The sequence below is a fragment of the Streptomyces sp. NPDC008092 genome, assembly GCF_042957285.1.
In the GTDB taxonomy this organism is placed as follows: domain Bacteria; phylum Actinomycetota; class Actinomycetes; order Streptomycetales; family Streptomycetaceae; genus Streptomyces.
The window spans coordinates 252,404-274,629 of sequence record NZ_JBIBHY010000003.1 but is presented as its reverse complement, the minus strand read 5'-3'; the positions used below and the strand labels follow the sequence as shown (position 1 = coordinate 274,629).

The following is a 22,226-nucleotide window of genomic DNA, read 5'->3' as shown; positions in this document are numbered from 1 at the left end:
CGCGGTCCGCGCGTTACAGCCCCGAGGGACGTGTTTCAGCGCACAGAGGTCTGCGCGACCTCGGAGGTGTTACTTGACCTCGACGGAGGCGCCGGCGCCCTTGAGGGACTCGGCGGCCTTCTCGGCGGCGTCCTTGGCGACCTTCTCGAGGACGGGCTTCGGGGCGCCGTCCACCAGGTCCTTGGCCTCCTTCAGGCCGAGCGAGGTCAGCTCACGCACGACCTTGATGACCTGGATCTTCTTGTCGCCGGCACCGGTGAGGATGACGTCGAACTCGTCCTTCTCCTCCTCGACCGGGGCGGCGGCGGCCGGACCGGCCGGGCCCGCGACGGCAACCGCGGCGGCGGCGGTGACGTCGAACTTCTCCTCGAACGCCTTCACGAACTCGGAGAGCTGGATCAGGGTCATCGTCTCGAACTCGGCGAGCAGTTCGTCCTGGGTGAGAGCCACGATGGCTTTCCTTCCACTAATTCGGCTGGTGCCGTATGTACATGTCTGGCGGGCGTACGTTCGGCCCGCTACGACCGCTTCCTCAGGCGGGTCGCCTTGGACGGCGAGCCTCAGGCGGCGGTCATTTCGCGAGCCGAGTTACTCGGCACCGCCCTGCTCGTCCTGCTTGGCGCGAAGCGCGTCCACGGTGCGGACGAGCTTCGACGGGAGCGCCTGGAAGACCTGAGCAGCCTGCGTCTGCTTGCCCTTCAGGGCGCCCGCCAGCTTGGCGAGCAGAACCTCGCGGGACTCAAGGTCCGCAAGCTTCTTGATCTCGTCGGCGGACAGCGCCTTGCCGTCAAGGACACCGCCCTTGATGACGAGGTTCGGGTTGTCCTTGGCGAAGTCACGAAGACCCTTCGCCGACTCCACCGGGTCACCGGTGACGAAGGCGACCGCCGTCGGACCGTTGAACAGGTCGTCGAGCGTCGTGATCCCGGCCTCGTTGGCCGCAATCTTGGTCAGCGTGTTCTTCACCACGGCGTACTGGGCGTTCTCACCGAGCGAGCGGCGCAGCGTCTTGAGCTGCGCCACGGTGAGACCCCGGTACTCGGTCAGCACGGCGGCGTTCGAGCTGCGGAACTGCTCCGTCAGCTCGGCTACCGCGGCAGCCTTGTCGGGCCTTGCCATAGAGCGTCGGCCTCCTTCCGGGTGATGAGGACCGCTCAGAAGGGGCTGGGGAAAACGAAACGCCCCGGCGCAGGCGCACGGGGCGTAGCTCGACCGAAATCACATGCGCGACGCATGCGGCTCCGGGAGCACTTCCACAGTCACCTGCGCGGGTCGTCCGCGGTTCAGCGGATCCTTCGGCCACCGCACGCTCTCGCGAGCACACGGCAACGACCAGCGGTCTTTGGCTTCTGTAGGAGAGTACGGGACCCGGGCACTGTCGAGCAAATCGGCCCCGGCGGCGCCCTCTGAAGGGGCGCCGGGGGTACCCCCGGCCGAAGGCGGGGGGAGGAACTGCGCGACCAGCCCCCACCGACCGTCAGCCGAACAGCCGCCGCTCTGCCCTACCCGGGGGGGCGGCAACCCGACGGCTCAGGAGGTCAGCCCGGTCCCGCCCTGCGCCTTGAGCAGCGCCTTGAAATCCTCGGTGTCCCCGGCCGGAGGCTTCTGCGCGCTGACCTTCACCCCGTAGTCGCTGTAGTGCGCGGTCTGGGTCATCGTGCCGGTCGCCGTGGCGGCCTTCTCGGTCTTCTTGACCAGCAGGTCCTGGCCGTTGACCCAGATGTCGACGGTCTCGGTGCTGACGCCGGCCTGGGTGAGCTGCTTCTTCAGGGCGGCCAGCTGGCCCGCCGTGAGGCTGCTGCTCCGCCCGGCCAGGTCGGCCACGTCCACGGTGCCCGCGTAGTGGGTGGTGGCCTGGCCGTCGACCTGCTCCTCGCCGACCTTGCGCACGTCGCCGGAGGCCAGCAGCATCTGCACCGACTTGTTGGGCGTGGTGTTCTGCATCTGGTCCTTGAGCAGGGCGCCCGAGCTGCCGGCGACGGAGGCCAGGTCGCCGTACCCGTACCGGATCCAGTGCTTGCCGCCCGTCTGCGCGGCGAACGTGTCGCTCATCTTCGCGTAGTACGCGTCGGGCAGATAGCGGGCCTCCATCGACGTCGTACCGAGTTTGCGCATCAGCTCGGCCGTGCTGCCGCCGGTGTAGGTGATGGTGACGGTGCCGGTGATGCCGTCGTCCCAGGAGAGGCTGCCGTCCGTCGTCATGGAGAGCAGGGAGCCCATGGTCGTGGTGGAGCGGACCCGGGCCGAGTCGGCCTTGTCGGTGGACTGCTCCGCGGAGCGCAGCGCGGCGATCGGGCTGACCCTGGTCGCGGCACGGGCACCGGCCCGGTCCTCCTTGCCGGAGCCCCCGGAGCCGGCCGAGCCCCCCGCGGAGCTGCAGGCGGCCACCCCGGTCAGCGCGGCCGCCACCGCGATCGAGACGGCCGTACGACGCACTCGCCTGCTCTTCATCCCGCCCACCCCCATGAAGGTCCCGTACCCCGGTCCGGTACCCCGACGCTAACCCAGGGCACCGACAACGCGCGGGGAGTCGCTCAAACAGCAGGACGGGCCCCGCAACCGGGAGGTTGCGGGGCCCGTCCTGATGGTGTCGCGTCCCTGACGCGGCTACCGGACCGAGCGCGGGGCTCAGACGGCGGCCGGGTCCTCCTCGGTGAGGAGGTTGCGGGTGCGGTTCGGGTCGACCGGGATGCCGGGGCCCATGGTGGTGCTGACCGCGGCCTTCTTGATGTAGCGGCCCTTGGCGGCGGACGGCTTCAGACGGAGGATCTCCTCCAGCGCCGCGCCGTAGTTCTCCACCAGCTTGTCGTCCTCGAAGGACGTCTTGCCGATGATGAAGTGCAGGTTCGAGTGCTTGTCGACGCGGAACTCGATCTTGCCGCCCTTGATCTCGGTCACAGCCTTGGCGGTGTCCGGGGTCACGGTGCCGGTCTTCGGGTTCGGCATCAGACCACGCGGGCCGAGGACGCGGCCGAGGCGGCCGACCTTGCCCATGAGGTCCGGGGTGGCGACGACGGCGTCGAAGTCCAGACGGCCCTTCGCCACCTCGTCGATCAGTTCGTCGGCGCCGACGATGTCGGCGCCCGCGGCACGCGCGGCCTCGGCACGGTCACCGGTCGCGAAGACCAGGACCCGGGCGGTCTTGCCGGTGCCGTGCGGGAGGTTCACGGTGCCACGGACCATCTGGTCGGCCTTGCGCGGGTCGACACCCAGGCGGAAGGCGACCTCGACGGTGCCGTCGAACTTGGTCGTGGAGGTCTCCTTGGCGAGACGGACGGCTTCGAGCGGGGCGTACAGCTTCTCCCGGTCGATCTTCTCGTCCGCAGCGCGGAGAGCCTTGCTGCGCTTGCTCACAACTTGCTCCTGTGTGTTCCGAAGGAGTCGTGGTGTACGGGCCGAGCAGGCCCTACCACGGTGTTTCTACGAAGGTGGGGTTCAGCCCTCGACCGTGATGCCCATGGAGCGGGCGGTGCCGGCGATGATCTTCGACGCGGCGTCCAGGTCGTTGGCGTTCAGGTCGGGAAGCTTGGTCTGGGCGATCTCCCGGACCTGCTCCTGGGTGATCTTGGCGACCTTGGTCTTGTGGGGCTCGCCGGAGCCCTTCTCGACACCAGCGGCCTTGAGGATCATCTTCGCGGCCGGCGGGGTCTTGGTCACGAAGGTGAAGGAGCGGTCCTCGTAGACCGTGATCTCCACCGGGATGACCCAACCGCGCTGCGACTCGGTCGCGGCGTTGTAGGCCTTGCAGAACTCCATGATGTTGACGCCGTGCTGGCCGAGCGCGGGACCGACCGGCGGGGCCGGGTTCGCCGCACCGGCGTTGATCTGGAGCTTGATGAGCCCCGTGACCTTCTTCTTCTTGGGAGGCATAGCTCTCCGGGTCCTTTCATTTCGGGTCCTGCCTGCGCGAGGGGACCAACCCGAACGCAGGCATACCGCACAACGATAACGGGTATAGATGCGCGGCCAAAAACCGAGCAGGTCAGGAGCCGGGAAAAGGCGCCTGACCTGACACGGACGTCCAGCTGGGGCGCCCCCGAAGGGGCGCGGAGAACTGCGCGACCAGCCCCCACCGTCCCGCAGCCGAGGTGCTACCTCAGTTCTTCTGGATCTGGTCGAACGAAAGCTCCACCGGCGTCTCCCGCCCGAAGATCTCCACCAGACCCTTGACCTTCTTGGAGTCCGGGTTGATCTCGTTGATCGTCGCCTGCAGCGTGGCGAACGGACCGTCGGTCACCGTCACCGAGTCGCCCACCTCGAAGTCCAGCACCTGGACCTCGACCTTGCGCTGCGGCACCGGCTTGCCCTCGGCCTCCGCCGCCTCGCGCGCCGCCTTCTCCTCGGCCTCCGGCGCGAGCATCTTGACGATCTCGTCCAGGGTCAGCGGGTAGGGGTCGTACGCGTTGCCGACGAAGCCGGTGACGCCGGGGGTGTTGCGGACGACACCCCAGGACTCGTTGGTGAGGTCCATGCGGACCAGCACGTAACCGGGCAGCTTGTTCTGCTTGATGGTCTTGCGGTCGCCGTTCTTGATCTGGACGACCTCTTCCTGCGGCACCTCGGCCTGGAAGATGTAGTCCTCGACGTTCAGCGAGACGGCGCGCTGCTCCAGGTTGGTCTTCACGCGGTTCTCGTAGCCGGCGTAGGTGTGGATGACGTACCACTCGCCGGGGAGCACGCGAAGCTCCTCGCGCAGCGCCTGGACGGGGTCGACCGGCTCGGCGGGCTCTTCCTCAAGAGCCTCCTCGACCTCTTCGGTCTCGTCGGCGTCCTCGTCCTCCACCACGTCCTCGTCCTCGACGTGGACCGCGGCCTCCTCGGCCGGCTCCCCCAGTTCGGCCTCGGCAGCCTCGAACTCGTCCTGCTCGTCCGCGCCCTCGACGATGTCCAGCTCGTCTTCGACGGCCTCTTCGGGCTCGACGGCCTCGACGGCGTCGTTCAGGTTCGGGTCAGACACGATGGCTGCTTCTTCCTGGATACATAGGGGTGGAACATGCGAAAACGGGCGCCGGTACCACGGCGCCCTTCGCTCTGTGCTCAGCCGAAGACGTACTTGGCCGCGTGGTTGAGTCCATAGTCAATCACGGTCACCAGAGCGATCATGATGGCGACGAAGAAGATCACCACGGTGGTGTACGACGTCAGCTGGTTTCGAGTCGGCCAGACGACCTTGCGGAGTTCCGCGATGATCTGGCGGTAGAAGGTGGCAAGGCGCTTCAGCGGGCCCTTCTTGGCACGCTTGCCGCCCTTGCGGCCCTTCTTCTTGGACTCCTGCACCTCATCGGCATCAGGCGTGTCGATGGAGCCCACGGCGTCCGTCATTCGTCCTCACCTGGTCCCGGGTCATGGCCGTGCCGCGCCCGGTTTCTGGAGCCGCACGGCGGTGCAATGCTTGTACGTACATGCGCACACATCCTGGCGGTGTGTGTAGCAGGGCCGGAGGGACTTGAACCCCCAACCGCCGGTTTTGGAGACCGGTGCTCTACCAATTGAGCTACGACCCTTTGCTGTGTCCCCAACGTACCGCATCCGACCGGGTGCTCGGTGTGCACCCGCTCACGCACGGCCGCTGGAGGCCAACGAGTGGAGAGTGTACGTGGTCCGCGGCGCCGCGTCGAACAGAAAGCGGCAGTCCGGGCCGACCGTACGGAAGATCGTCCTGGCCCGGGGGCGGATCCGCACGCTTGTTCATGGTTCGGCCCGTAGTTGTTCAGTCCGTGAAACCGGCGTGCCGGGCAGGTTTCCGGTCTGAAACGATGGGCCCCATGAGCGCTGCAACCCCTCCCACCGAGCGCCGGGTCTCCGCCCGAGTCGGCGCGATCTCCGAGTCCGCCACCCTCGCCGTGGACGCCAAGGCCAAGGCCCTCAAGGCCGCCGGGCGTCCGGTGATCGGCTTCGGCGCCGGTGAGCCCGACTTCCCGACGCCGGACTACATCGTCGAGGCCGCCATCGAGGCCTGCAAGAACCCGAAGTACCACCGCTACACCCCGGCCGGCGGCCTGCCCGAGCTGAAGACCGCGATCGCCGCGAAGACGCTGCGCGACTCCGGCTACGAGGTCGACGCCTCCCAGGTCCTGGTCACCAACGGCGGCAAGCAGGCCATCTACGAGGCCTTCGCCGCGATCCTCGACCCGGGCGACGAGGTCATCGTCCCCGCGCCCTACTGGACGACGTACCCGGAGTCCATCCGCCTGGCCGGCGGTGTCCCGGTCGAGGTCGTCGCGGACGAGACCACCGGCTACCGGGTCTCCGTGGAGCAGTTGGAGGCGGCCCGCACCGAGAAGACGAAGGTGGTGCTCTTCGTCTCCCCGTCGAACCCGACCGGCGCGGTCTACAGCGAGGCCGAGACCGAGGCGATCGGCCGCTGGGCCGTGGAGCACGGCCTGTGGGTGCTCACGGACGAGATCTACGAGCACCTGGTCTACGGCGACGCGAAGTTCACCTCGCTGCCGGCGATCCTGCCCGAGCTGCGCGACAAGTGCATCGTGGTCAACGGCGTGGCGAAGACGTACGCCATGACCGGCTGGCGGGTCGGCTGGGTCATCGGCCCCAAGGACGTCGTCAAGGCGGCCACCAACCTCCAGTCGCACGCCACGTCCAACGTCTCCAACGTGGCGCAGGTCGCCGCCCTGGCCGCCGTCACCGGCGACCTGGCGGCCGTGGCGGAGATGCGCGAGGCCTTCGACCGGCGCCGCCAGACGATCGTGCGGATGCTCAACGAGATCGACGGCGTGGTCTGCCCCGAGCCGGAGGGCGCCTTCTACGCCTACCCGTCGGTCAAGGCGCTGCTCGGCAAGGAGATCCGCGGGAAGCGCCCGCAGGACTCGGTCGAGCTGGCCGCGCTGATCCTGGAGGAGGCCGAGGTCGCGGTCGTCCCCGGCGAGGCCTTCGGCACGCCCGGTTACCTGCGCCTGTCGTACGCACTGGGTGACGAGGACCTCGTCGAGGGCGTGAGCCGGATGCAGAAGCTGCTGGCGGAGGCCAAGGACTGACGTCCGCCGCGAAAACGGGCTCCACGCGCGCGTACGGGCCGTCTCCTTCCGGGGAGACGGCCCGTTCCCGTGTCCGGTCCGGTGCGTTCTCGTGTGCGAGCAAGGCCACTAACGGGGAATCCGCTACCGGTACGGCAGCCGCGTACGGCAGGATCCTGGAATGGAGCACGTACGTGATGTCACTGAGCTGCCGAAAGCTCATCTGCATCTGCACTTCACCGGTTCGATGCGGCCGGAAACCGTCCTGGAACTGGCCGACAAGTACGGCGTGCGCCTCCCCGAGGCGCTGACCGAAGCCCTGACCAGCGGCGAACCACCGAGACTGCGGGCCACCGACGAGCGGGGCTGGTTCCGCTTCCAGCGGCTGTACGACGCTGCGCGCTCCTGCCTGAGAGAGCCCGAGGACATCCGGCGCCTGGTCCGGGAGGCCGCCGAGGAGGATCTGAAGGACGGCTCGCGCTGGCTGGAGATCCAGGTGGACCCGACGTCGTACGCCCCGCGCCTCGGCGGTCTGATCCCGGCCCTGGAGATCATCCTGGACGCGGTCGAGACGACCTCCCGGGAGACCGGCCTCGGCATGCGCGTCCTGGTGGCCGCGAACCGTATGAAGCATCCCCTGGACGCGCGCACGCTGGCCCGGCTCGCCGTGCGGTACGCGGACCGGGGCGTGGTCGGCTTCGGGCTGTCCAACGACGAGCGGCGGGGCATGGCGCGGGACTTCGACCGGGCGTTCCACATCGCGCGCGAGGGCGGCCTGCTGGCGGCCCCGCACGGCGGCGAGCTGACCGGCCCGGCGTCGGTGCGGGACTGCCTGGACGACCTGCACGCCTCCCGGATCGGGCACGGGGTGCGGGCGGCGGAGGACCCGAGGCTGCTCAAGCGGCTGGCGGACCGGGAGATCACCTGCGAGGTGTGCCCGGCCTCCAACGTGGCCCTGGGCGTCTACGAGAAGCCCGAGGACGTCCCGCTGCGCACCCTCTTCGAGGCCGGCGTCCCGCTGGCCCTGGGTGCCGACGACCCGCTGCTGTTCGGCTCCCGGCTGGCCGCGCAGTACGACATCGCGCGCGTGCACCACGCCTTCTCCGACGCCGAACTGGCCGAACTGGCCCGTCAGTCGGTCCGGGGGTCGGCGGCACCGGAGGACGTGAAGGCCGGGCTCCTCGCGGACATCGACGCCTGGCTGGTCGCCCCGGTGTCCTGATTCCCCCTCACGCCCCGGCGGCAGGCCGGGCGGGCTCCTCGGCACCGGAGAGCCCGCCCAGCAGGGTGCGGGCGATGCCGGCGGCGAACGTGTCGACCGGCGGGCGCTCGCCGGTCGGGGTCGCCTCGTAGGCGAAGACGCGCTGGACACAGGCGCCGAGGAGCAGGGAGGCGGCCGCGGCGGTGTCGGCGCCGGGCCGGATCCTGCCCACCGCCTGCTCGGCGCGCAGGTAGGCGTCGAGGGCTCGCATCGGCACGTGCGGTCCCGCGCCGATGGTGCGCAGCTTGTCGTCGAGCTTCCGCTTGAGCTGCTGCTCGGCGTAGAGGGAGGCGGTGATCGGGAAGCTCGCCTCGTAGAAGAGGGCGGCCTGGCGGGCGATCCGGGTGAGGTTGTCCTCCAGGCTGCCCCGGCCGGGTTCGAGGGTGAGTTCGCCGAGGAGCGGGAGAAGCCGCGGCAGCCGCTCGGTGAGCACGTGCACGAACAGCTCTTCCTTGCTGGGGAAGTACTTGTAGAGGGCCGCCTCGGAGCAGCCGGCCGCCCTGGCGATCTCCTTGGTGGTGGCGCGGGCGAGCCCGACGGTGCGCATCAGCTCGTGAGCGGCGTCGAGGATGCGGACGCGGGCCGGTTTCTGCTCCATGGCACCCAAGGATCACATGCCCCTTCCAGCGGCTTCGAGGGACTTCCCCGAAGGGCCTTGACTGGTGAGTGAATACTTACCCACCCTAGGGGGAGGCAGTGGTGAGTGAATACTCACCCACCACTGCCTCCCCTCACTCACGCCTCACTCTTGCTGTGCTGGAACGGGAGCAGTCATGAATCTCACTGTGTTCGGCGCGACCGGCGGGATCGGCCGGGAGCTCGTCCGTCAGGCGCTGGCGTCCGGCCACCGGGTCACGGCGGTCGTCCGCGACCCCGCCCGGCTGACCGTGACCGGCACGGGCCTGGAGGTGGTCCGCGCGGACCTCACCGACCCCGAGGTGATCCGCCCGGCGCTGACCGGCCGGAACGCGGTCCTTTCCGGCCTGGGCCCGCGCCGTCGGGCAGACGCCGGCGTCGCCGCCCGGCTGACCCGCACGGTCCTGGCCGCCATGGAGGCGGAGGCCGTACGTCGGCTGGTGGTGGTCAGCGCCGCGCCGGTGGGTCCGGAACCGGACGACGGTCTCCTGGACCGCACCATGCGCGGTCTGGTCTCCACCCTCCTCAGGCCGGTCTACGACGACCTGCGCGAGATGGAGGCCGAACTGTCCCGCAGCGGCACCGACTGGACCTCCGTACGCCCGCCGCGCCTGCAGGACAAGCCGCTGACCGGTACCTACCGCACGGTGGTGGGCGGCTTCCCGCCCAGGGGCCGCTTCATCGCGCGGGCGGACGTGGCGCACGCGATGCTGTCGATGACCGAGGACGCGGGGACGGTGAAGCAGGGGGTGGGCGTGGCGTACTGAGCCGCCGGCCCGCGGCCGGTGCGGCCCTACAGGCTCACGCCGACGGTCACCGGTTCGTTGACCAGGGTCACGCCGAAGGCCTCCCGGACCCCGGCGACGACCTCCCGCGCCAGCTCCAGCAGCTCCTCGGTGGTGGCCCCGCCCCGGTTGGTCAGCGCCAGCGTGTGCTTCGTGGAGATCCGGGCCGCGCCGCTGCCGTACCCCTTGGTGAACCCGGCCTTGTCGATCAGCCAGGCCGCCGAGGTCTTGGTACGCCCGTCTCCGGCGGGGTAGGCGGGCGGCTCGGCGGCATCGCCCAGGCGCTCGCGCACGCGCGCGTGGAAGGCGGCGAACTGCCCGTCCGTGAGGATCGGGTTGGTGAAGAAGGACCCCGCCGACCAGGTGTCGTGGTCCTCGGGATCCAGCACCATCCCCTTCCCGGCACGCAGCTTGAGCACGACCTCGCGGGCCCGGGCGAGCGGCACCCGGTCGCCCGGCTCCGCCCCGAGCGCCCGCGCGGCCTCCGCGTACCGCACCGGCGCCGACAGCCCGCCCGCGTCCTCCAGTCCGAACCGGACGCGCAGCACGACGTACCGCTCGGGGTCGGCCTTGAAGCGGCTGTGCCGGTACGAGAACGCGCACTCCTCGTTGGCCAGCGTCACCGTCTCGCCGGACCGCCGGTCGTACGCGACGACCTCGGTGACGGTCGAGGAGACCTCCTGACCGTACGCCCCCACGTTCTGGATGGGCGTGGCGCCCGCGGACCCCGGAATCCCGGCGAGGCACTCGATGCCCGCGAGGCCGGCCTCGACGGTGCGGGCGACCGCGTCGGTCCACACCTCGCCGGCCGCCAGCTCCAGCGTCGTACCGCGCAGTTCGAAGCCGGTGGTGGCGATGCGCAGGGCGGTGCCGTCGAAGCCCTTGTCGCCGATGACCAGGTTCGAGCCGCCGCCGATGACCAGCAGCGGGGTCCCGCTGTCGTCGGCCGCGCGGACGGCGGCGATCACCTCGGCGTCGGTGGTCGCGGTGACCAGCCGGGTGGCGGGGCCGCCGAGCCGGAAGGTGGTGAGGGGGGCGAGGGGGGCGTCGTGGAGTTCCTGCACGCGCCCAAGACTACGAGACGCCACCGACACTCCCGCCGCCACGAGCCGCACGCGCGCGTGGGGCCCCGTCCGTCGGAAACGGGGCCCCACGCGCGCGTGCCGTCAGCCGTCGTCAGCCGCCGACGGTCTCCAGCGCCGGGGCCGGCTCCCCCTCGGCCACCAGCCGTGCGGCGCGCCGCCGGCCGGGGATGGCCAGGGCGGCGATCCCGGCGAGGACCACCACGGCCGAGCCGGTGTAGAGGGCGGGCTTCAGTCCGTCCACGAAGCTCTGGGCGCTCTGGTAGCCGCCCTGGGCGGAGAAGATGGACGACATGACCGCGACGCCGAGCGCGCCGCCGACCTCGCGCAGCGCGTTGTTGGCGCCGGAGGCGATGCCCTGTTCCTGCGGGCGTACGGCGGACATCACCAGGTTGGCGGCCGGGGCGAAGTACAGGGCCATGCCGATGCCGCTGACGATCAGGCCGGGCAGCTGGGCGGCGTAGGAGGCGTCGGCGGTGACGACGTAGGCCAGGTAGCCGAGCCCGGCGGCCTGCAGGAAGAGTCCGGCGGCGACGACCGGGCGGCCGCCCATGCGGTCGGACAGGATGCCCGCGATCGGCGCGACGATCATCGGCATGCCGGTCCAGGGCAGCATCCTGAGGCCCGCCTCGGTGGGCGAGTAGCCGAGCACGCCCTGCATGTACTGGCTGAGCAGGAAGATCGATCCGAACATCCCGAGGAACATCAGCAGGCTGGCCGCGTTGATCCCGGAGAACGCGCGGGACCGGAAGAGCCGCATCGGGAGCATGGGGTTCCTGGCGCGGCTGCCGTGCAGGACGAAGCCGGCGAGCAGGGCGCCGCCCGCGAACAGCCCGGTGAGCACGAGCGGGCTGGTCCAGCCGTCGGCGGGGCCGCGCACCAGGCCGTAGACGATCCCGAAGAGGCCGCCGCTGGCGAGCAGGGTGCCGGGGATGTCGAGCGGGGCGCCGGTGCCGTGCGACTCGGCGAGGCGGAGGCGGGCGAGCGGCAGCAGGGCCAGGCCGAGCGGGACGTTCAGCCAGAAGATCCAGTGCCAGGACACGTGTTCGGTGAGGCTGCCGCCGATGAGCGGCCCGGAGGCGACCGCGAGCCCGTTGACGGCGCCCCAGATGCCGTACGCCATCCCGCGCCTGGCCTCGGGCACGGCGGCCGTCAGCAGGGTGAGGGTGAGCGGCATCATGATCGCCGCGCCGACGCCCTGCACCGCGCGGGCGGCGATCAGGGAGTCGATGCCGGGTGCCATGGCCGCGGCGGCGGAGGCGCCGGTGAAGACGGTGAGCCCGGCGAGGAAGAGCCGGCGCCGGCCGAAGCGGTCACCGAGGGCGGCGCCGAACATCAGCAGGACGGCGAAGGTGAGCGTGTAGGCGCTCACGGTCCATTCGAGGTCGTCCAGGGCTCCGCCGAGGTCCTTGCGGATCGAGGGCAGGGCGGTGGTGACGACGAGGTTGTCCAGGGCCGCCATGAATCCGGCGACGCTGGTGATGACGAGCGCCCATCCGGCGCCCCCGCGACGTGCGTTCTCTTGTGACATCGCTCCCCCAGAGCGTGCTCAGTTTGATTAGTTATTAGTCACTAATTTTCTGACCCATGAAAAAGGGCCCGGACCGGGAACGGCGGACCGCCCGTCACCCGTCGCTGCACTTCTCCAGCCGCCCCGTGGCTCCGGCATCCGGGTACATCCCCTGCCAGACCCGGTGCTCGGGCGGAAACCCCATGGCCGCATAGGTGTTGATGAGCATCCCTTTGGCCAGGAAGGCCGTGGTGCGGTCGACGTCCGCCCCCAGGATCAGGTGGACGGTGTCCCACAGCCGCCCCCAGCCGGCCCGCACGAGCTCACCGAACTCGTGCTCGCCCTCCGCCTCGGCGGCCGCGACGGCGATGTACGTCTGCATCTGCATCTGCAGCCGCTCCGGCCGCTCCTGGATGAGCCGCACATACGCGTCACCCATGGCCTTGAGGGCCTCTTCGCTGCGCAGCCCCGCGGCCACGCTCTCGAAGAGCTCGCACATCTCGTCGATACAGCGCTGCGAGGCGACGGCGAAGATCGCCTTCTTGCCCGGGAAGAGCCGGAAGAGGTAGGGCTGCGAGACCCCGACCCGCTTGGCGATCGCCTCGGTGGAGGTGCCGTAGTAGCCCCTCTGCGCGAACTCCGCGATCGCCGCGCGGATGACGCTCTCGCGCCGCTCCTCTGCGCTCATCCTGACCATGCGAGAAAGTTAGTACTCAATCACTAACTAAGTCAAGAGGGGCCGGCCTCCTCCTGCGGGGCGGGCAGCGCGCGTACAAGGGGCGCGCCCTGTACGCGTAAGGGGCGCCCCGCACTGAGGGCACCCCTTACCGAGTCGCCGGGCTCAGCCCAGCCGCACGACCGCACGCGACATGCCCAGGACCTTCTGGCCGGCGCTCGTCGCCGTCAGGTCGACGCGCACGGTGTTGTCGTCGAGCTTGGCCGCGACCTTGCCGCTGACCTCGACCAGGGCGCCCTGGTCGTCGTTCGGGACGACGACGGGCTTGGTGAAGCGGACGCCGTAGTCGACCACCGCACCCGGGTCACCGACCCAGTCGGTCACCACACGGATCGCCTCGGCCATGGTGAACATGCCGTGCGCGATGACGTCCGGCAGTCCGACCTCCTTGGCGAACTTCTCGTTCCAGTGGATCGGGTTGAAGTCCCCGGAGGCACCCGCGTACCGCACCAGCGTGGCGCGGGTCACGGGGAAGGTCTGCGCCGGCAGTTCGGTGCCGACCTCGACGTCCTCGTACGCGATCTTCGACGTCATCGGATCCTCACGCCCCGCCTTCTTCGTCCGCCGCGCGGGCCACCAGCTTGGTCAGGGCGCTCACCACGAGTTCGCCCGCCTCGTCGCGGACGTCACCGCGGATGTCGATCACGTCGTTGCCCGCGAGGGACTTGATGGCCTCGATGGTGGAGGTGACGCTCAGCCGGTCGCCGGCACGCACCGGGCGCCGGTAGGCGAACTTCTGGTCGCCGTGCACCACCCGGCTGTAGTCCAGGCCGAGCTGCGGATCCTCGACGACCTGTCCGGCCGCGCGGAAGGTGATCGAGAAGACAAAGGTCGGCGGGGCGATCACATCGGAATAGCCGAGCGCCTTGGCGGCCTCCGGGTCCGTGTACACCGGGTTGGCGTCGCCCACCGCCTCGGCGAACTCACGGATCTTCTCCCGGCCCACCTCGTAGGGCTCGGTGGGTGGGTAGGTCCGTCCCACGAAGGACTGGTCGAGCGCCATTGGCCCGGCACCTCCTGATGTCTGCTGTGATGCCCCACAAACTAGCGGGAAAGCCGTCCCCCGAAACGCCGTGAGGCCGCCCCCGGATGGGGACGGCCTCACGGACGAGCCTGTTGTTATCGCGTCTCGCGGTGCGCGGTGTGCGCGTTGCAACGCGGGCAGTGCTTCTTCATCTCAAGACGGTCCGGGTTGTTACGCCGGTTCTTCTTGGTGATGTAGTTCCGCTCCTTGCACTCCACGCAGGCCAGCGTGATCTTCGGGCGGACGTCGGTGGCAGCCACGTGAGTGCTCCTTGACGAACGGATGGGATGGTTTAACGCATAGAAGAGTAGCCGATCGAAGGACCGACCCCGCAATCGGCTACCGTCAGTAGCGGTGACCGGACTTGAACCGGTGACACAGCGATTATGAGCCGCTTGCTCTACCGACTGAGCTACACCGCTTTGATGAGATCGGCTCCCGTCTCGCGACGGGAACCTCTCACACCAGAGCCCCAATACGGAATCGAACCGTAGACCTTCTCCTTACCATGGAGACGCTCTGCCGACTGAGCTATTGGGGCGAGCGATGAAGACATTACACGCTTGGCTGCCGTTCGCCCAAATCCGTTTCCCGCCGCCCTTCCCGGCCCCTTCCGCACGGCTCACGACGGCCTCCCGGGCCCCTTCCGGCACTCCCCACGCGCGCGTACCGAACCGTTCCCCGCAGGTCCGACGGCTCCGGTACGACTATTGCGCTCCTCCCCGCCCCGCGCGGCTCGCCACCCTAGGCTCGACTCACTCTGCGTGATCTTGAGTCCAATGCCTGGACCGACCCTCATGGAGCGCGATGCCCGACAGCCAGCCGCAGCCGCCCTCGTCGTCGTCCAACCCGCAGGGTTCCTCGGGCCAGCCCGACCCCGCAGCACTCCTGCTGTGCGGGGCACGGCTCACCGACGGCCGGACCGTGGACGTACGGCTGGGCTGCGGACGCATCGAGGCGGTGGGTACGGCCGGCAGCCTGGCGCCCGGCCCGGCCCGCTCGGGCGGCACGCGCGTGGACCTGACCGGCTACCTCCTCCTCCCCGCCCCGGCCGAACCGCACGCGCACGGCGACACCGCGCTCTCCGCCGAACACGACGGCCCCGTCTCGTACGAACCCGAGGACGTCCAGCGCCGCGCCACCGAGGCGGCCCTGCTGCAGCTCGGGCACGGTGCGACGGCGGTACGCGCGCACGTGCGCGTGGGCGACGTCCAGGGGCTGGGCGCCCTTGCCGCCGTCCTCCAGGCGCGCCGCTCGCTGCGCGGGCTCGCGGAGCTCACGGCGGTCGCGATGCCGCGCGTGCTCACCGGGATCGCCGGCGCCGACGGACTCGCCATACTGCGGGACGCCGCGAAGATGGGCGCCTCCGTGGTGGGCGGCTGTCCCGACCTGGACCCGGACCCCACGGGCTACGCGGAGGCGGTCCTGGAGGTGGCCTCCGAACACGGTTGCCCGGTCGACCTGCACACCGACGCCACCGACCCGGCCAGGCTGGCCAGGCTCGCGGCGATGGCCGCCGGCCTGCGCCCCGGCGTGGTCCTCGGCCCGTGCGCCGGACTCGCGCGCCTGCCCGCCGAGGTGGCCGGGCGGGTCGCGGACCAGCTCGCCGCGGCCGGCATCACGGTGGTGTGCCTGCCCCAGGGCGGCTGCGGCTCCGTGGACCGCCGCGGCACGGCTCCGGTACGGCTGCTGCGCGCGGCCGGTGTGCGGATCGCCGCCGGCAGCGGCGCCCTGCGCGACCTGTCGAACCCCGTCGGCCGCGGCGACCCCCTGGAGGCCGCCTACCTGCTGGCCTCCCGGCACGGCCTGCGTCCCGAGGACGCCTACGACGCCGTGAGCACCGTCTCCCGCGCCGCCCTCGGCCTGCCCGAGGTCCGCGTGGAGGCCGGCTTCCCCGCCGAACTCCTCGCCGTCCGCGGCGACCACCTGGCCGGCGCGCTCTCCCTCGCGTACAGCCGGATCGTGGTGCACCGGGGGCGCGTGGTGGCACGCACGAGCGCGGTCCGCGAGTACTGCAACTCGGCGGTGGCAGCTGAACTGGGGCTGCCGCGGCAGGGGCGCGGGGAGTTGTCCTGAGGGACCCGGGAGCGCGGGCGCCCGAGGCGCGGGCCGGGGCGCGGGAGCGCGCGGCACGGAGCAGGGGGTTACCACAGCGCGCTGCAGCCGGTCCGGTGCGCCGGCCGGAACCACCCGGGCGCGTGGGGCGCATGAAGTCGTGCAGCGGATGCGGGGCTTCGGGCGTACGGTCTGAAACATGCGCATTGTCATCGCTGGTGGTCATGGTCAGATCGCGCTGCGGCTGGAGCGGCTGCTCTCCGCGCGTGGGGACGAGGTCGCGGGGATCATCCGGAGGGCCGAGCAGGGCGACGACCTGCGGGCGGCCGGTGCCGAACCGGTGCTGCTGGACCTGGAGTCGGCGTCGGTGGAGGAGGTCGCGGCGCTCCTGCAGGGGGCGGACGCGGCGGTGTTCGCGGCGGGCGCGGGTCCGGGCAGCGGCACGGCGCGCAAGGAGACGGTGGACAAGGGTGCGGCGGTGCTGTTCGCGGACGCGGCCGTGCGCGCGGGCGTACGCCGTTTCGTGGTCGTCTCCTCGATGGGCGCGGATCCGGCGCACCGGGGCGACGACGTGTTCGACGTGTATCTGCGGGCCAAGGGCGAGGCCGACGCTTATGTGACCCGGCTGAATGCCCTGGACTGGACGGTCCTGCGGCCCGGTGCGCTGACGGACGCGCCGGGCACGGGTCTGGTGCGGCTGGAGGCGCACACGGGCCGGGGCGCGGTCACGCGCGACGACGTGGCCGCCGTACTGGCGGAGTTGGTGGACACCTCGGCGACGGCGGGCCTGACCCTGGAGCTGATCGGCGGGTCGACGCCGGTCACGGTGGCCGTGAAGTCGGTGGCCGGGAACTGAGTTCTCAGAACAGCGGCAGCTGCCCGGGGAACTCCGGCAGGACGTAGCCGTCCAACGAGGGCTCCACGGCCCCGATCAGGGCCTGCTGCCGTGAGCCCGAGCAGGAGACCAGTTCCCCGGCCTCGCGCGCCCCGGGCGGGTCGTGCCGCGCGAAACGGCCTGCCACGACGGCGATTTCACGGCGGCACACCGGGCAGGTTCTGCGTCGGGAGGACATGTGTTCAGTGTGCCCCGGGACAGGGCATCCGCGACGGACCGCGGCCCGGCCGCCTCACCGACGCACCGCCCCCCATGATCTTCATCACGGCTCGCCTCCGCGTCCACGGGCTCCTTCCGCACCAAGGCGTACGCCCGGGTACACGACGAAGGGCCCGTGACCTGCTTGATCGCAGGTCACGGGCCCTTCGTTCCCGTGTGGCGGCGCCAGGATTCGAACCTGGGAAGGCTGAGCCGGCAGATTTACAGTCTGCTCCCTTTGGCCGCTCGGGCACACCGCCGGGGTTTTGCCACCAGCTCGAACCGCTTTTCGGCGGTGCTCCCTGGCAACGACGTAAACAATACCCGATCCACAGGGGTGCTCCGCCACCCGATTGATCGCCGCCCACGGGACCCGGGATGGCTAGGCTGGTGCGGATACGGCCCGGTCCCCACCCCGGGCTCGGCGGCCGCCGTCGCGTGCCGCAACGCATTCCGTCACACCCCCCGATACAAGGAGCCACAGGACATGGCCGACTCCAGTTTCGACATCGTCTCGAAGGTCGAGCGGCAGGAGGTCGACAACGCCCTCAACCAGGCCGCCAAGGAGGTCTCGCAGCGCTACGACTTCAAGGGCGTGGACGCCTCGATCTCCTGGTCCGGCGAGAAGATCCTGATGCAGGCGAACTCCGAGGAACGGGTCAAGGCGATCCTCGACGTCTTCCAGTCGAAGCTGATCAAGCGCGGCATCTCGCTGAAGGCGCTGGACGCGGGTGAGCCGCAGCTCTCCGGCAAGGAGTACAAGATCTTCGCGTCGATCGAGGAGGGCATCTCCCAGGAGAACGCGAAGAAGGTCGCGAAGATCATCCGCGACGAGGGTCCCAAGGGCGTGAAGGCCCAGGTCCAGGGCGACGAACTGCGTGTCAGCTCCAAGAGCCGCGACGACCTCCAGGCCGTGATCGCGCTCCTGAAGGGCCAGGACTTCGACTTCGCGCTCCAGTTCGTGAACTACCGGTAGTCAGCGCCGTCGAAGTACGAGAAGGGCGGGCACCGCGTCGTGCCCGCCCTTCTCGTACGTCGGCTCCGGCCGAGGGTGGTCAGTCGCGCGAGTTGCCGAACAGGATGCGGTAGGCGATCAGCAGGACCAGCGAGCCGCCGATCGCCGCCACCCAGGTCGCGCCGTCGTAGAAGTTCCTGGTGATCGGGTGGTCCAGCCAGCGGGCCGATATCCAGCCGCCCAGGAACGCGCCCACGATGCCGATGAGGGTCGTGCCGATGAAGCCGCCCGGGTCGCGTCCCGGCAGCAGGACCTTGGCTATGGCGCCGGCCAACAGTCCCAGGATGATCCAGCTGATGATGCCCATGACCTGAACCTGCCCTTCCGCGCTGTGTTCGCACTGTTCCGGCCCTGTGATTTCGGTCCGGGCCGGCTGTGCCGGACAGGTCGTGCCGGACGGGTCGTCCGAGCCGTCCGAGCCATCCGCATCTGTCCGTCGCGCGTGTGTTCGTTCCTTGTCGATGACGAGGACGCCTGGCCGATACCGCACGGTTGCAGTGATCAGTAGGGTGCGCCGCGTGGCTTCCTCTCCTCCTTCCGGTCTGCGACGCACGCTGGGCGTGCGCGACGCCGTGATCGTCGGCCTGGGCTCGATGGTCGGGGCCGGCGTGTTCTCCGCCCTGGGCCCCGCGGCCCGCGCCGCCGGGTCGGGGCTGCTTCCCGCACTGGCCGTCGCCGCGCTGGTCGCCTACTGCAACGCCATGTCCTCGGCGCGCCTGGCCGCCCGGTACCCGCAGTCGGGCGGCACCTACGTGTACGGACGGGAGCGGCTCGGCGCCTTCTGGGGGTACCTCGCGGGCTGGGCGTTCATCGTCGGCAAGACGGCGTCCTGCGCCGCGATGGCGCTCACCGTGGGCACCTACGTCTGGCCGGGGCAGGCGCACGCGGTGGCGGTCGCCGCCGTGGTGGCGCTGACCGCCGTGAACTACGGCGGCATCCAGAAGTCGGCCTGGCTGACACGGGTGATCGTGGCCGTGGTCCTGGCGGTCCTCGCTTCCGTGGTGGTCGTGTGCCTGACGTCCGGGACGGCGGACGCGGGGCGGCTGGACATCGGGCTGTCGGCGGGCGTGGGCGGGCTGCTCCAGGCTTCGGGCCTGCTGTTCTTCGCGTTCGCCGGGTACGCGCGGATCGCGACCCTCGGCGAGGAGGTGCGGGACCCGGCACACACCATTCCGCGTGCGATCCCGCTGGCCCTGGGGATCACGCTGGTGGTGTACGCGTGCGTGGCGGTGGCCGTGGTCTCCGTGCTGGGCACGGACGGGCTCGGGCGGGCGGCCGCGCCGCTTGCCGACGCGGTGCGGGCGGCCGGGGTGCCGGGACTGGTGCCCGTGGTGCGGGTGGGGGCCGCGGTGGCCGCGCTCGGCTCGCTGCTGGCGCTGATCCTGGGGGTGTCGCGGACGACGCTTGCCATGGCCCGCGACGGTCATCTGCCTCCGGCGCTGGCCGCCGTGCACCCGCGTTTCCAGGTCCCGCACCGCGCGGAACTGGCCGTCGGCGCGGTGGTCGCCGTGGTGGCGGCGACCGCGGACGTCCGGGGCGCCATCGGTTTCTCCTCCTTCGGTGTGCTGGCGTACTACGCGGTGGCCAACGCCTCGGCGTGGACGCTGGATCCGGCGCCCCGGGCGCGGGTGGTGCCGGTGGCGGGACTGCTGGGGTGCGTGATCCTCGCCTTCGCACTGCCGGTGGTCTCGGTGGCCGCGGGGGCGGCCGTACTGGCGGTGGGTGCGGCGGCGTACGCCGTGCGACGGTGGGTGGCGGCCCGGTAGCCACGGTGGGTGGCGGCCCGGTAGCCACGGTGGCCGCCACGGCGACGGCGACAGTGCCCGCGGGCTGTGGCCTGCGACGGCGGCTGCGCGACGCGGCCTGCCACGGAGACTGCGCGCTGCGGCCTGCGGCGGCGACGCTGCCGCGTTCGGGAGACTCCGTCTCTCGTCTCTCGTCTCTCGGCGGGTGGCGCCGTCTCTCAGAAGGCCTGCTCCGGGGCCGTGCGGGGCCGGAAGTGTGCCCAGGGCGCCAGGTCCGTGCCCTCGTCGGTCTCCTCGTACCAGCCTCTGCCCTCCAGCCAGACGTGCAGCCAGTCGGTGAGGCTGGGCGCGTCCACGAACCAGGCGCCGTCGGCGTCGTCGGCGTTGGGCTCGTAGAGCAGGACCGTGGACTGCGGGCTCCGGCAGTCCACGCACGCGTACATGCCGCAGCCCCAGTGGGATATCGGCAGGACGCCCTCCGGCCAGGGCCAGTCCGGGTTCTTGCGGCCGTACTCGCGGTTGGTGAGGTACTGGGCGACGGCGGCCGGTTCCCCCGAGGGCGCGGAGTCGAGCAGCGGCAGCAGCCCGTACGACGGGCCGAAACCGCCGTCGCCCACCCGCTCGTAGAGCGCGGCGAGGAGGGGCGGGAGCGGGAACCCCAGGGCCTGACCGGCGCGGTCGAGCGTGGCGGCGTCGACCGGCGCGGGGAGCGAAGGCCAGCCCCACGGGCGGGAGTTGCGGGCCTGTACGGTCACCCGTGTCAGCAACTGCTCGATCTCGGTCATGGCTTCATGATGCAGGCCGCCACCGACAATCGCGCCGGCCTGTGGACAACCTCCCGCCGCCGACCGGCCCTCGCTCCGGCCTGTGGACAACTCCTGCGGCCGGAGGCGCCGGGGCGGGTCGGATGACGTGCGGTCAGCGGGTCGCGAACGGCTGGTCCGTGGGGACGATCTCGCGTCCGAGCGGCAGCAGGGAGACCGGGATCAGCTTGAAGTTGGCGATGCCGAACGGGATGCCGATGATCGTCAGACACATCGCGATGCCCGTGACGATGTGGGCGAGCGCCAGCCACCAGCCCGCGAGGACCAGCCACAGGACGTTGCCGACGCAGGACGGGGCACCCGCGTCGCGGCGCTCCACGGTCGTGTACCCGAAGGGCCACAGGGCGTAGACGCCGATACGGAACGCCGCTATGCCGAACGGGATGCCGATGATCGTGATGCAGAGGATCACCCCGGCCAGCAGGTAGCCGAGGAACAGCCAGAAGCCGCTCAGGACGAGCCAAATGATGTTCAGGATGGTCTTCACTGCGGGCGACCTGCCATCTTCTCTAGCCGGGCGATCCGTTCCGCCATGGGCGGGTGCGTCGAGAACATCTTGGACAGTCCCTGGCCCGGGCGGAAGGGGTTCGCGATCATCATGTGGCTCGCGGTCTCGATCCGGGGCTCGGGAGGCAGCGGGAGCTGCTTGGTGCCGGCGTCCAGCTTGCGCAGGGCGCTGGCGAGGGCGAGCGGGTCGCCGGTGAGCTGGGCACCGGAGGCGTCCGCCTCGTACTCGCGGGAGCGGCTGATGGCGAGCTGGATGAGGCTGGCGGCGAGCGGGCCCAGGATCATGATCAGCAGCAGGCCGAGGAAGCCGGGGCCGTCGTCGTCGTCCGAACGGCCGACCGGGATCAGCCAGGCGAAGTTGACCAGGAACATGATCACCGAAGCGAGGGCACCGGCGACCGACGAGATGAGGATGTCGCGGTTGTAGACGTGGCTGAGCTCGTGGCCGATGACCCCGCGCAGTTCCCGCTCGTCCAGGATGCGCAGGATGCCCTCCGTGCAGCACACGGCCGCGTTGCGCGGGTTGCGGCCCGTGGCGAACGCGTTCGGCGCCTCCGTCGGGGAGATGTACAGGCGGGGCATGGGCTGGCGGGCCTGGGTGGAGAGGTCGCGGACCATCCGGTACAGGGCCGGGGCCTCGAACTCGCTCACGGGGCGCGCGCGCATCGCGCGTAGCGCCAGCTTGTCGCTGTTCCAGTACGCGTACGCGTTCGTGCCGAGGGCGACGAGGACCGCGACGATCAGACCCGTTCGGCCGAAGAAGCTGCCGATGACGATGATGAGTGCCGACAGTCCCCCGAGGAGAACTGCGGTCCTGAGCCCGTTGTGCCGGCGGTGCACGGTACGCCCTCCAAGTCGTGCGGCAGGGGAACCCTTTGCCTGCGGTGCTGCCTTCCGATCTGCGATGCCACCGGTGTCGTGGTGTCACGTCCAGTGGACCCTCCCGCACTGGTCAACGCCAGGCGACGGCCACTAGTTCCCT

The 22,226-nt window shown here is 70.6% G+C and carries 26 protein-coding genes and 4 tRNA genes; 7 read left to right on the top strand and 23 right to left on the bottom strand.

Annotated features, from left to right (window positions below; translation table 11 throughout):
• Window positions 1-69: 69 nt before the first annotated feature.
• From rplL to ACFZB3_RS10430, 8 genes are all read right to left on the bottom strand, one after another.
• Window positions 70-453: a 50S ribosomal protein L7/L12 gene (gene rplL, locus ACFZB3_RS10465; RefSeq protein ID WP_355720058.1), complete on the bottom strand. Its 384-nt coding sequence runs from the start codon at window positions 451-453 to the stop codon at window positions 70-72.
• Between the two features lie 135 nt (window positions 454-588).
• A complete protein-coding gene (gene rplJ, locus ACFZB3_RS10460; RefSeq protein WP_009330729.1) occupies window positions 589-1,119 on the bottom strand; it encodes a 50S ribosomal protein L10 in 531 nt (176 codons plus the stop codon).
• Between the two features lie 411 nt (window positions 1,120-1,530).
• Window positions 1,531-2,451, bottom strand: a complete 921-nt coding sequence (locus ACFZB3_RS10455) for a hypothetical protein (protein ID WP_391372768.1) — start codon at window positions 2,449-2,451, stop codon at window positions 1,531-1,533.
• A gap of 177 nt (window positions 2,452-2,628) precedes the next feature.
• Window positions 2,629-3,354, bottom strand: coding sequence for a 50S ribosomal protein L1 (gene rplA / locus ACFZB3_RS10450; RefSeq protein WP_189268819.1), 726 nt, complete (start codon window positions 3,352-3,354; stop codon window positions 2,629-2,631).
• An 81-nt stretch (window positions 3,355-3,435) separates the two neighbouring features.
• Complete coding sequence (rplK, locus tag ACFZB3_RS10445) at window positions 3,436-3,870, bottom strand: 50S ribosomal protein L11 (RefSeq protein ID WP_132857189.1); 435 nt, start codon at window positions 3,868-3,870, stop codon at window positions 3,436-3,438.
• A 226-nt stretch (window positions 3,871-4,096) separates the two neighbouring features.
• Window positions 4,097-4,957, bottom strand: coding sequence for a transcription termination/antitermination protein NusG (gene nusG, locus ACFZB3_RS10440; protein WP_391372764.1), 861 nt, complete (start codon window positions 4,955-4,957; stop codon window positions 4,097-4,099).
• A gap of 80 nt (window positions 4,958-5,037) precedes the next feature.
• The gene (gene secE / locus ACFZB3_RS10435) at window positions 5,038-5,322 is read right to left on the bottom strand and encodes a preprotein translocase subunit SecE (protein WP_093499675.1); all 285 of its coding nucleotides are present in this window, start codon (window positions 5,320-5,322) and stop codon (window positions 5,038-5,040) included.
• A 109-nt stretch (window positions 5,323-5,431) separates the two neighbouring features.
• Window positions 5,432-5,504, bottom strand: a tRNA-Trp gene (locus tag ACFZB3_RS10430).
• Window positions 5,505-5,765: 261 nt separating this feature from the next.
• Here ACFZB3_RS10430 and ACFZB3_RS10425 point away from each other — a divergent pair.
• Window positions 5,766-6,992, top strand: coding sequence for an aminotransferase class I/II-fold pyridoxal phosphate-dependent enzyme (locus ACFZB3_RS10425; RefSeq protein ID WP_391372761.1), 1,227 nt, complete (start codon window positions 5,766-5,768; stop codon window positions 6,990-6,992).
• A gap of 160 nt (window positions 6,993-7,152) precedes the next feature.
• On the top strand, window positions 7,153-8,193 hold the full coding sequence (locus tag ACFZB3_RS10420; RefSeq protein WP_391372758.1) for an adenosine deaminase: 1,041 nt from the start codon (window positions 7,153-7,155) through the stop codon (window positions 8,191-8,193).
• A gap of 7 nt (window positions 8,194-8,200) precedes the next feature.
• Here the strand turns inward: ACFZB3_RS10420 and ACFZB3_RS10415 are convergent, their stop codons facing one another.
• The gene (locus tag ACFZB3_RS10415; protein ID WP_391372755.1) at window positions 8,201-8,830 is read right to left on the bottom strand and encodes a TetR family transcriptional regulator; all 630 of its coding nucleotides are present in this window, start codon (window positions 8,828-8,830) and stop codon (window positions 8,201-8,203) included.
• Window positions 8,831-9,005: 175 nt separating this feature from the next.
• On the opposite strand from ACFZB3_RS10415, the gene ACFZB3_RS10410 reads away from it, so the two are divergent.
• Window positions 9,006-9,635, top strand: coding sequence for an NAD(P)H-binding protein (locus tag ACFZB3_RS10410; RefSeq protein WP_391372752.1), 630 nt, complete (start codon window positions 9,006-9,008; stop codon window positions 9,633-9,635).
• A 26-nt stretch (window positions 9,636-9,661) separates the two neighbouring features.
• On the opposite strand, the gene ACFZB3_RS10405 is transcribed toward ACFZB3_RS10410, so the two are convergent.
• The 8 genes from ACFZB3_RS10405 to ACFZB3_RS10370 form a co-directional block, all read right to left on the bottom strand.
• Window positions 9,662-10,717 carry a UDP-N-acetylmuramate dehydrogenase gene (locus ACFZB3_RS10405; protein WP_391372749.1) on the bottom strand — a complete coding sequence of 352 codons (1,056 nt, stop codon included), beginning with the start codon at window positions 10,715-10,717 and terminating at the stop codon, window positions 9,662-9,664.
• A 112-nt stretch (window positions 10,718-10,829) separates the two neighbouring features.
• On the bottom strand, window positions 10,830-12,266 hold the full coding sequence (locus ACFZB3_RS10400; RefSeq protein ID WP_391372747.1) for a DHA2 family efflux MFS transporter permease subunit: 1,437 nt from the start codon (window positions 12,264-12,266) through the stop codon (window positions 10,830-10,832).
• A 94-nt stretch (window positions 12,267-12,360) separates the two neighbouring features.
• On the bottom strand, window positions 12,361-12,942 hold the full coding sequence (locus ACFZB3_RS10395; protein WP_391372744.1) for a TetR family transcriptional regulator: 582 nt from the start codon (window positions 12,940-12,942) through the stop codon (window positions 12,361-12,363).
• 144 nt (window positions 12,943-13,086) lie between these two features.
• Complete coding sequence (locus ACFZB3_RS10390) at window positions 13,087-13,515, bottom strand: MaoC/PaaZ C-terminal domain-containing protein (protein ID WP_391372742.1); 429 nt, start codon at window positions 13,513-13,515, stop codon at window positions 13,087-13,089.
• A 7-nt stretch (window positions 13,516-13,522) separates the two neighbouring features.
• Window positions 13,523-13,984, bottom strand: a complete 462-nt coding sequence (locus ACFZB3_RS10385) for a MaoC family dehydratase N-terminal domain-containing protein (RefSeq protein WP_391372739.1) — start codon at window positions 13,982-13,984, stop codon at window positions 13,523-13,525.
• A gap of 116 nt (window positions 13,985-14,100) precedes the next feature.
• Entirely contained in the window at window positions 14,101-14,265 is a 165-nt protein-coding gene (gene rpmG, locus ACFZB3_RS10380; protein ID WP_003948671.1) for a 50S ribosomal protein L33, read from the bottom strand.
• 89 nt (window positions 14,266-14,354) lie between these two features.
• Window positions 14,355-14,427, bottom strand: a tRNA-Met gene (locus ACFZB3_RS10375).
• Window positions 14,428-14,473: 46 nt separating this feature from the next.
• A tRNA-Thr gene (locus ACFZB3_RS10370) sits at window positions 14,474-14,546 on the bottom strand.
• A 266-nt stretch (window positions 14,547-14,812) separates the two neighbouring features.
• Between ACFZB3_RS10370 and ACFZB3_RS10365 the strand changes: the two genes are divergently transcribed.
• Both ACFZB3_RS10365 and ACFZB3_RS10360 read left to right on the top strand, forming a co-directional pair.
• Complete coding sequence (locus ACFZB3_RS10365; RefSeq protein ID WP_391372737.1) at window positions 14,813-16,081, top strand: hydrolase; 1,269 nt, start codon at window positions 14,813-14,815, stop codon at window positions 16,079-16,081.
• Between the two features lie 178 nt (window positions 16,082-16,259).
• Window positions 16,260-16,916: an NAD(P)H-binding protein gene (locus ACFZB3_RS10360; protein WP_391372734.1), complete on the top strand. Its 657-nt coding sequence runs from the start codon at window positions 16,260-16,262 to the stop codon at window positions 16,914-16,916.
• A gap of 4 nt (window positions 16,917-16,920) precedes the next feature.
• On the opposite strand, the gene ACFZB3_RS10355 is transcribed toward ACFZB3_RS10360, so the two are convergent.
• Both ACFZB3_RS10355 and ACFZB3_RS10350 read right to left on the bottom strand, forming a co-directional pair.
• On the bottom strand, window positions 16,921-17,133 hold the full coding sequence (locus tag ACFZB3_RS10355) for a hypothetical protein (protein ID WP_390043347.1): 213 nt from the start codon (window positions 17,131-17,133) through the stop codon (window positions 16,921-16,923).
• Between the two features lie 198 nt (window positions 17,134-17,331).
• Window positions 17,332-17,413 (bottom strand) — tRNA-Tyr (locus ACFZB3_RS10350).
• 227 nt (window positions 17,414-17,640) lie between these two features.
• On the opposite strand from ACFZB3_RS10350, the gene ACFZB3_RS10345 reads away from it, so the two are divergent.
• Entirely contained in the window at window positions 17,641-18,129 is a 489-nt protein-coding gene (locus ACFZB3_RS10345) for a YajQ family cyclic di-GMP-binding protein (RefSeq protein WP_132890235.1), read from the top strand.
• A 79-nt stretch (window positions 18,130-18,208) separates the two neighbouring features.
• Here ACFZB3_RS10345 and ACFZB3_RS10340 read toward each other — a convergent pair whose 3' ends face one another.
• The gene (locus ACFZB3_RS10340) at window positions 18,209-18,475 is read right to left on the bottom strand and encodes a GlsB/YeaQ/YmgE family stress response membrane protein (RefSeq protein WP_391372731.1); all 267 of its coding nucleotides are present in this window, start codon (window positions 18,473-18,475) and stop codon (window positions 18,209-18,211) included.
• A 190-nt stretch (window positions 18,476-18,665) separates the two neighbouring features.
• Between ACFZB3_RS10340 and ACFZB3_RS10335 the strand changes: the two genes are divergently transcribed.
• Window positions 18,666-19,934, top strand: coding sequence for an amino acid permease (locus ACFZB3_RS10335; protein ID WP_391372728.1), 1,269 nt, complete (start codon window positions 18,666-18,668; stop codon window positions 19,932-19,934).
• Between the two features lie 197 nt (window positions 19,935-20,131).
• Here ACFZB3_RS10335 and ACFZB3_RS10330 read toward each other — a convergent pair whose 3' ends face one another.
• The 3 genes from ACFZB3_RS10330 to htpX form a co-directional block, all read right to left on the bottom strand.
• Window positions 20,132-20,698: an SMI1/KNR4 family protein gene (locus ACFZB3_RS10330; RefSeq protein ID WP_391372726.1), complete on the bottom strand. Its 567-nt coding sequence runs from the start codon at window positions 20,696-20,698 to the stop codon at window positions 20,132-20,134.
• A gap of 133 nt (window positions 20,699-20,831) precedes the next feature.
• Entirely contained in the window at window positions 20,832-21,224 is a 393-nt protein-coding gene (locus ACFZB3_RS10325) for a YccF domain-containing protein (protein ID WP_351709018.1), read from the bottom strand.
• On the bottom strand, window positions 21,221-22,084 hold the full coding sequence (gene htpX, locus ACFZB3_RS10320; RefSeq protein WP_089099496.1) for a zinc metalloprotease HtpX: 864 nt from the start codon (window positions 22,082-22,084) through the stop codon (window positions 21,221-21,223). The genes ACFZB3_RS10325 and htpX overlap by 4 nt, the downstream gene beginning before the upstream one ends.
• Window positions 22,085-22,226: the final 142 nt, after the last annotated feature.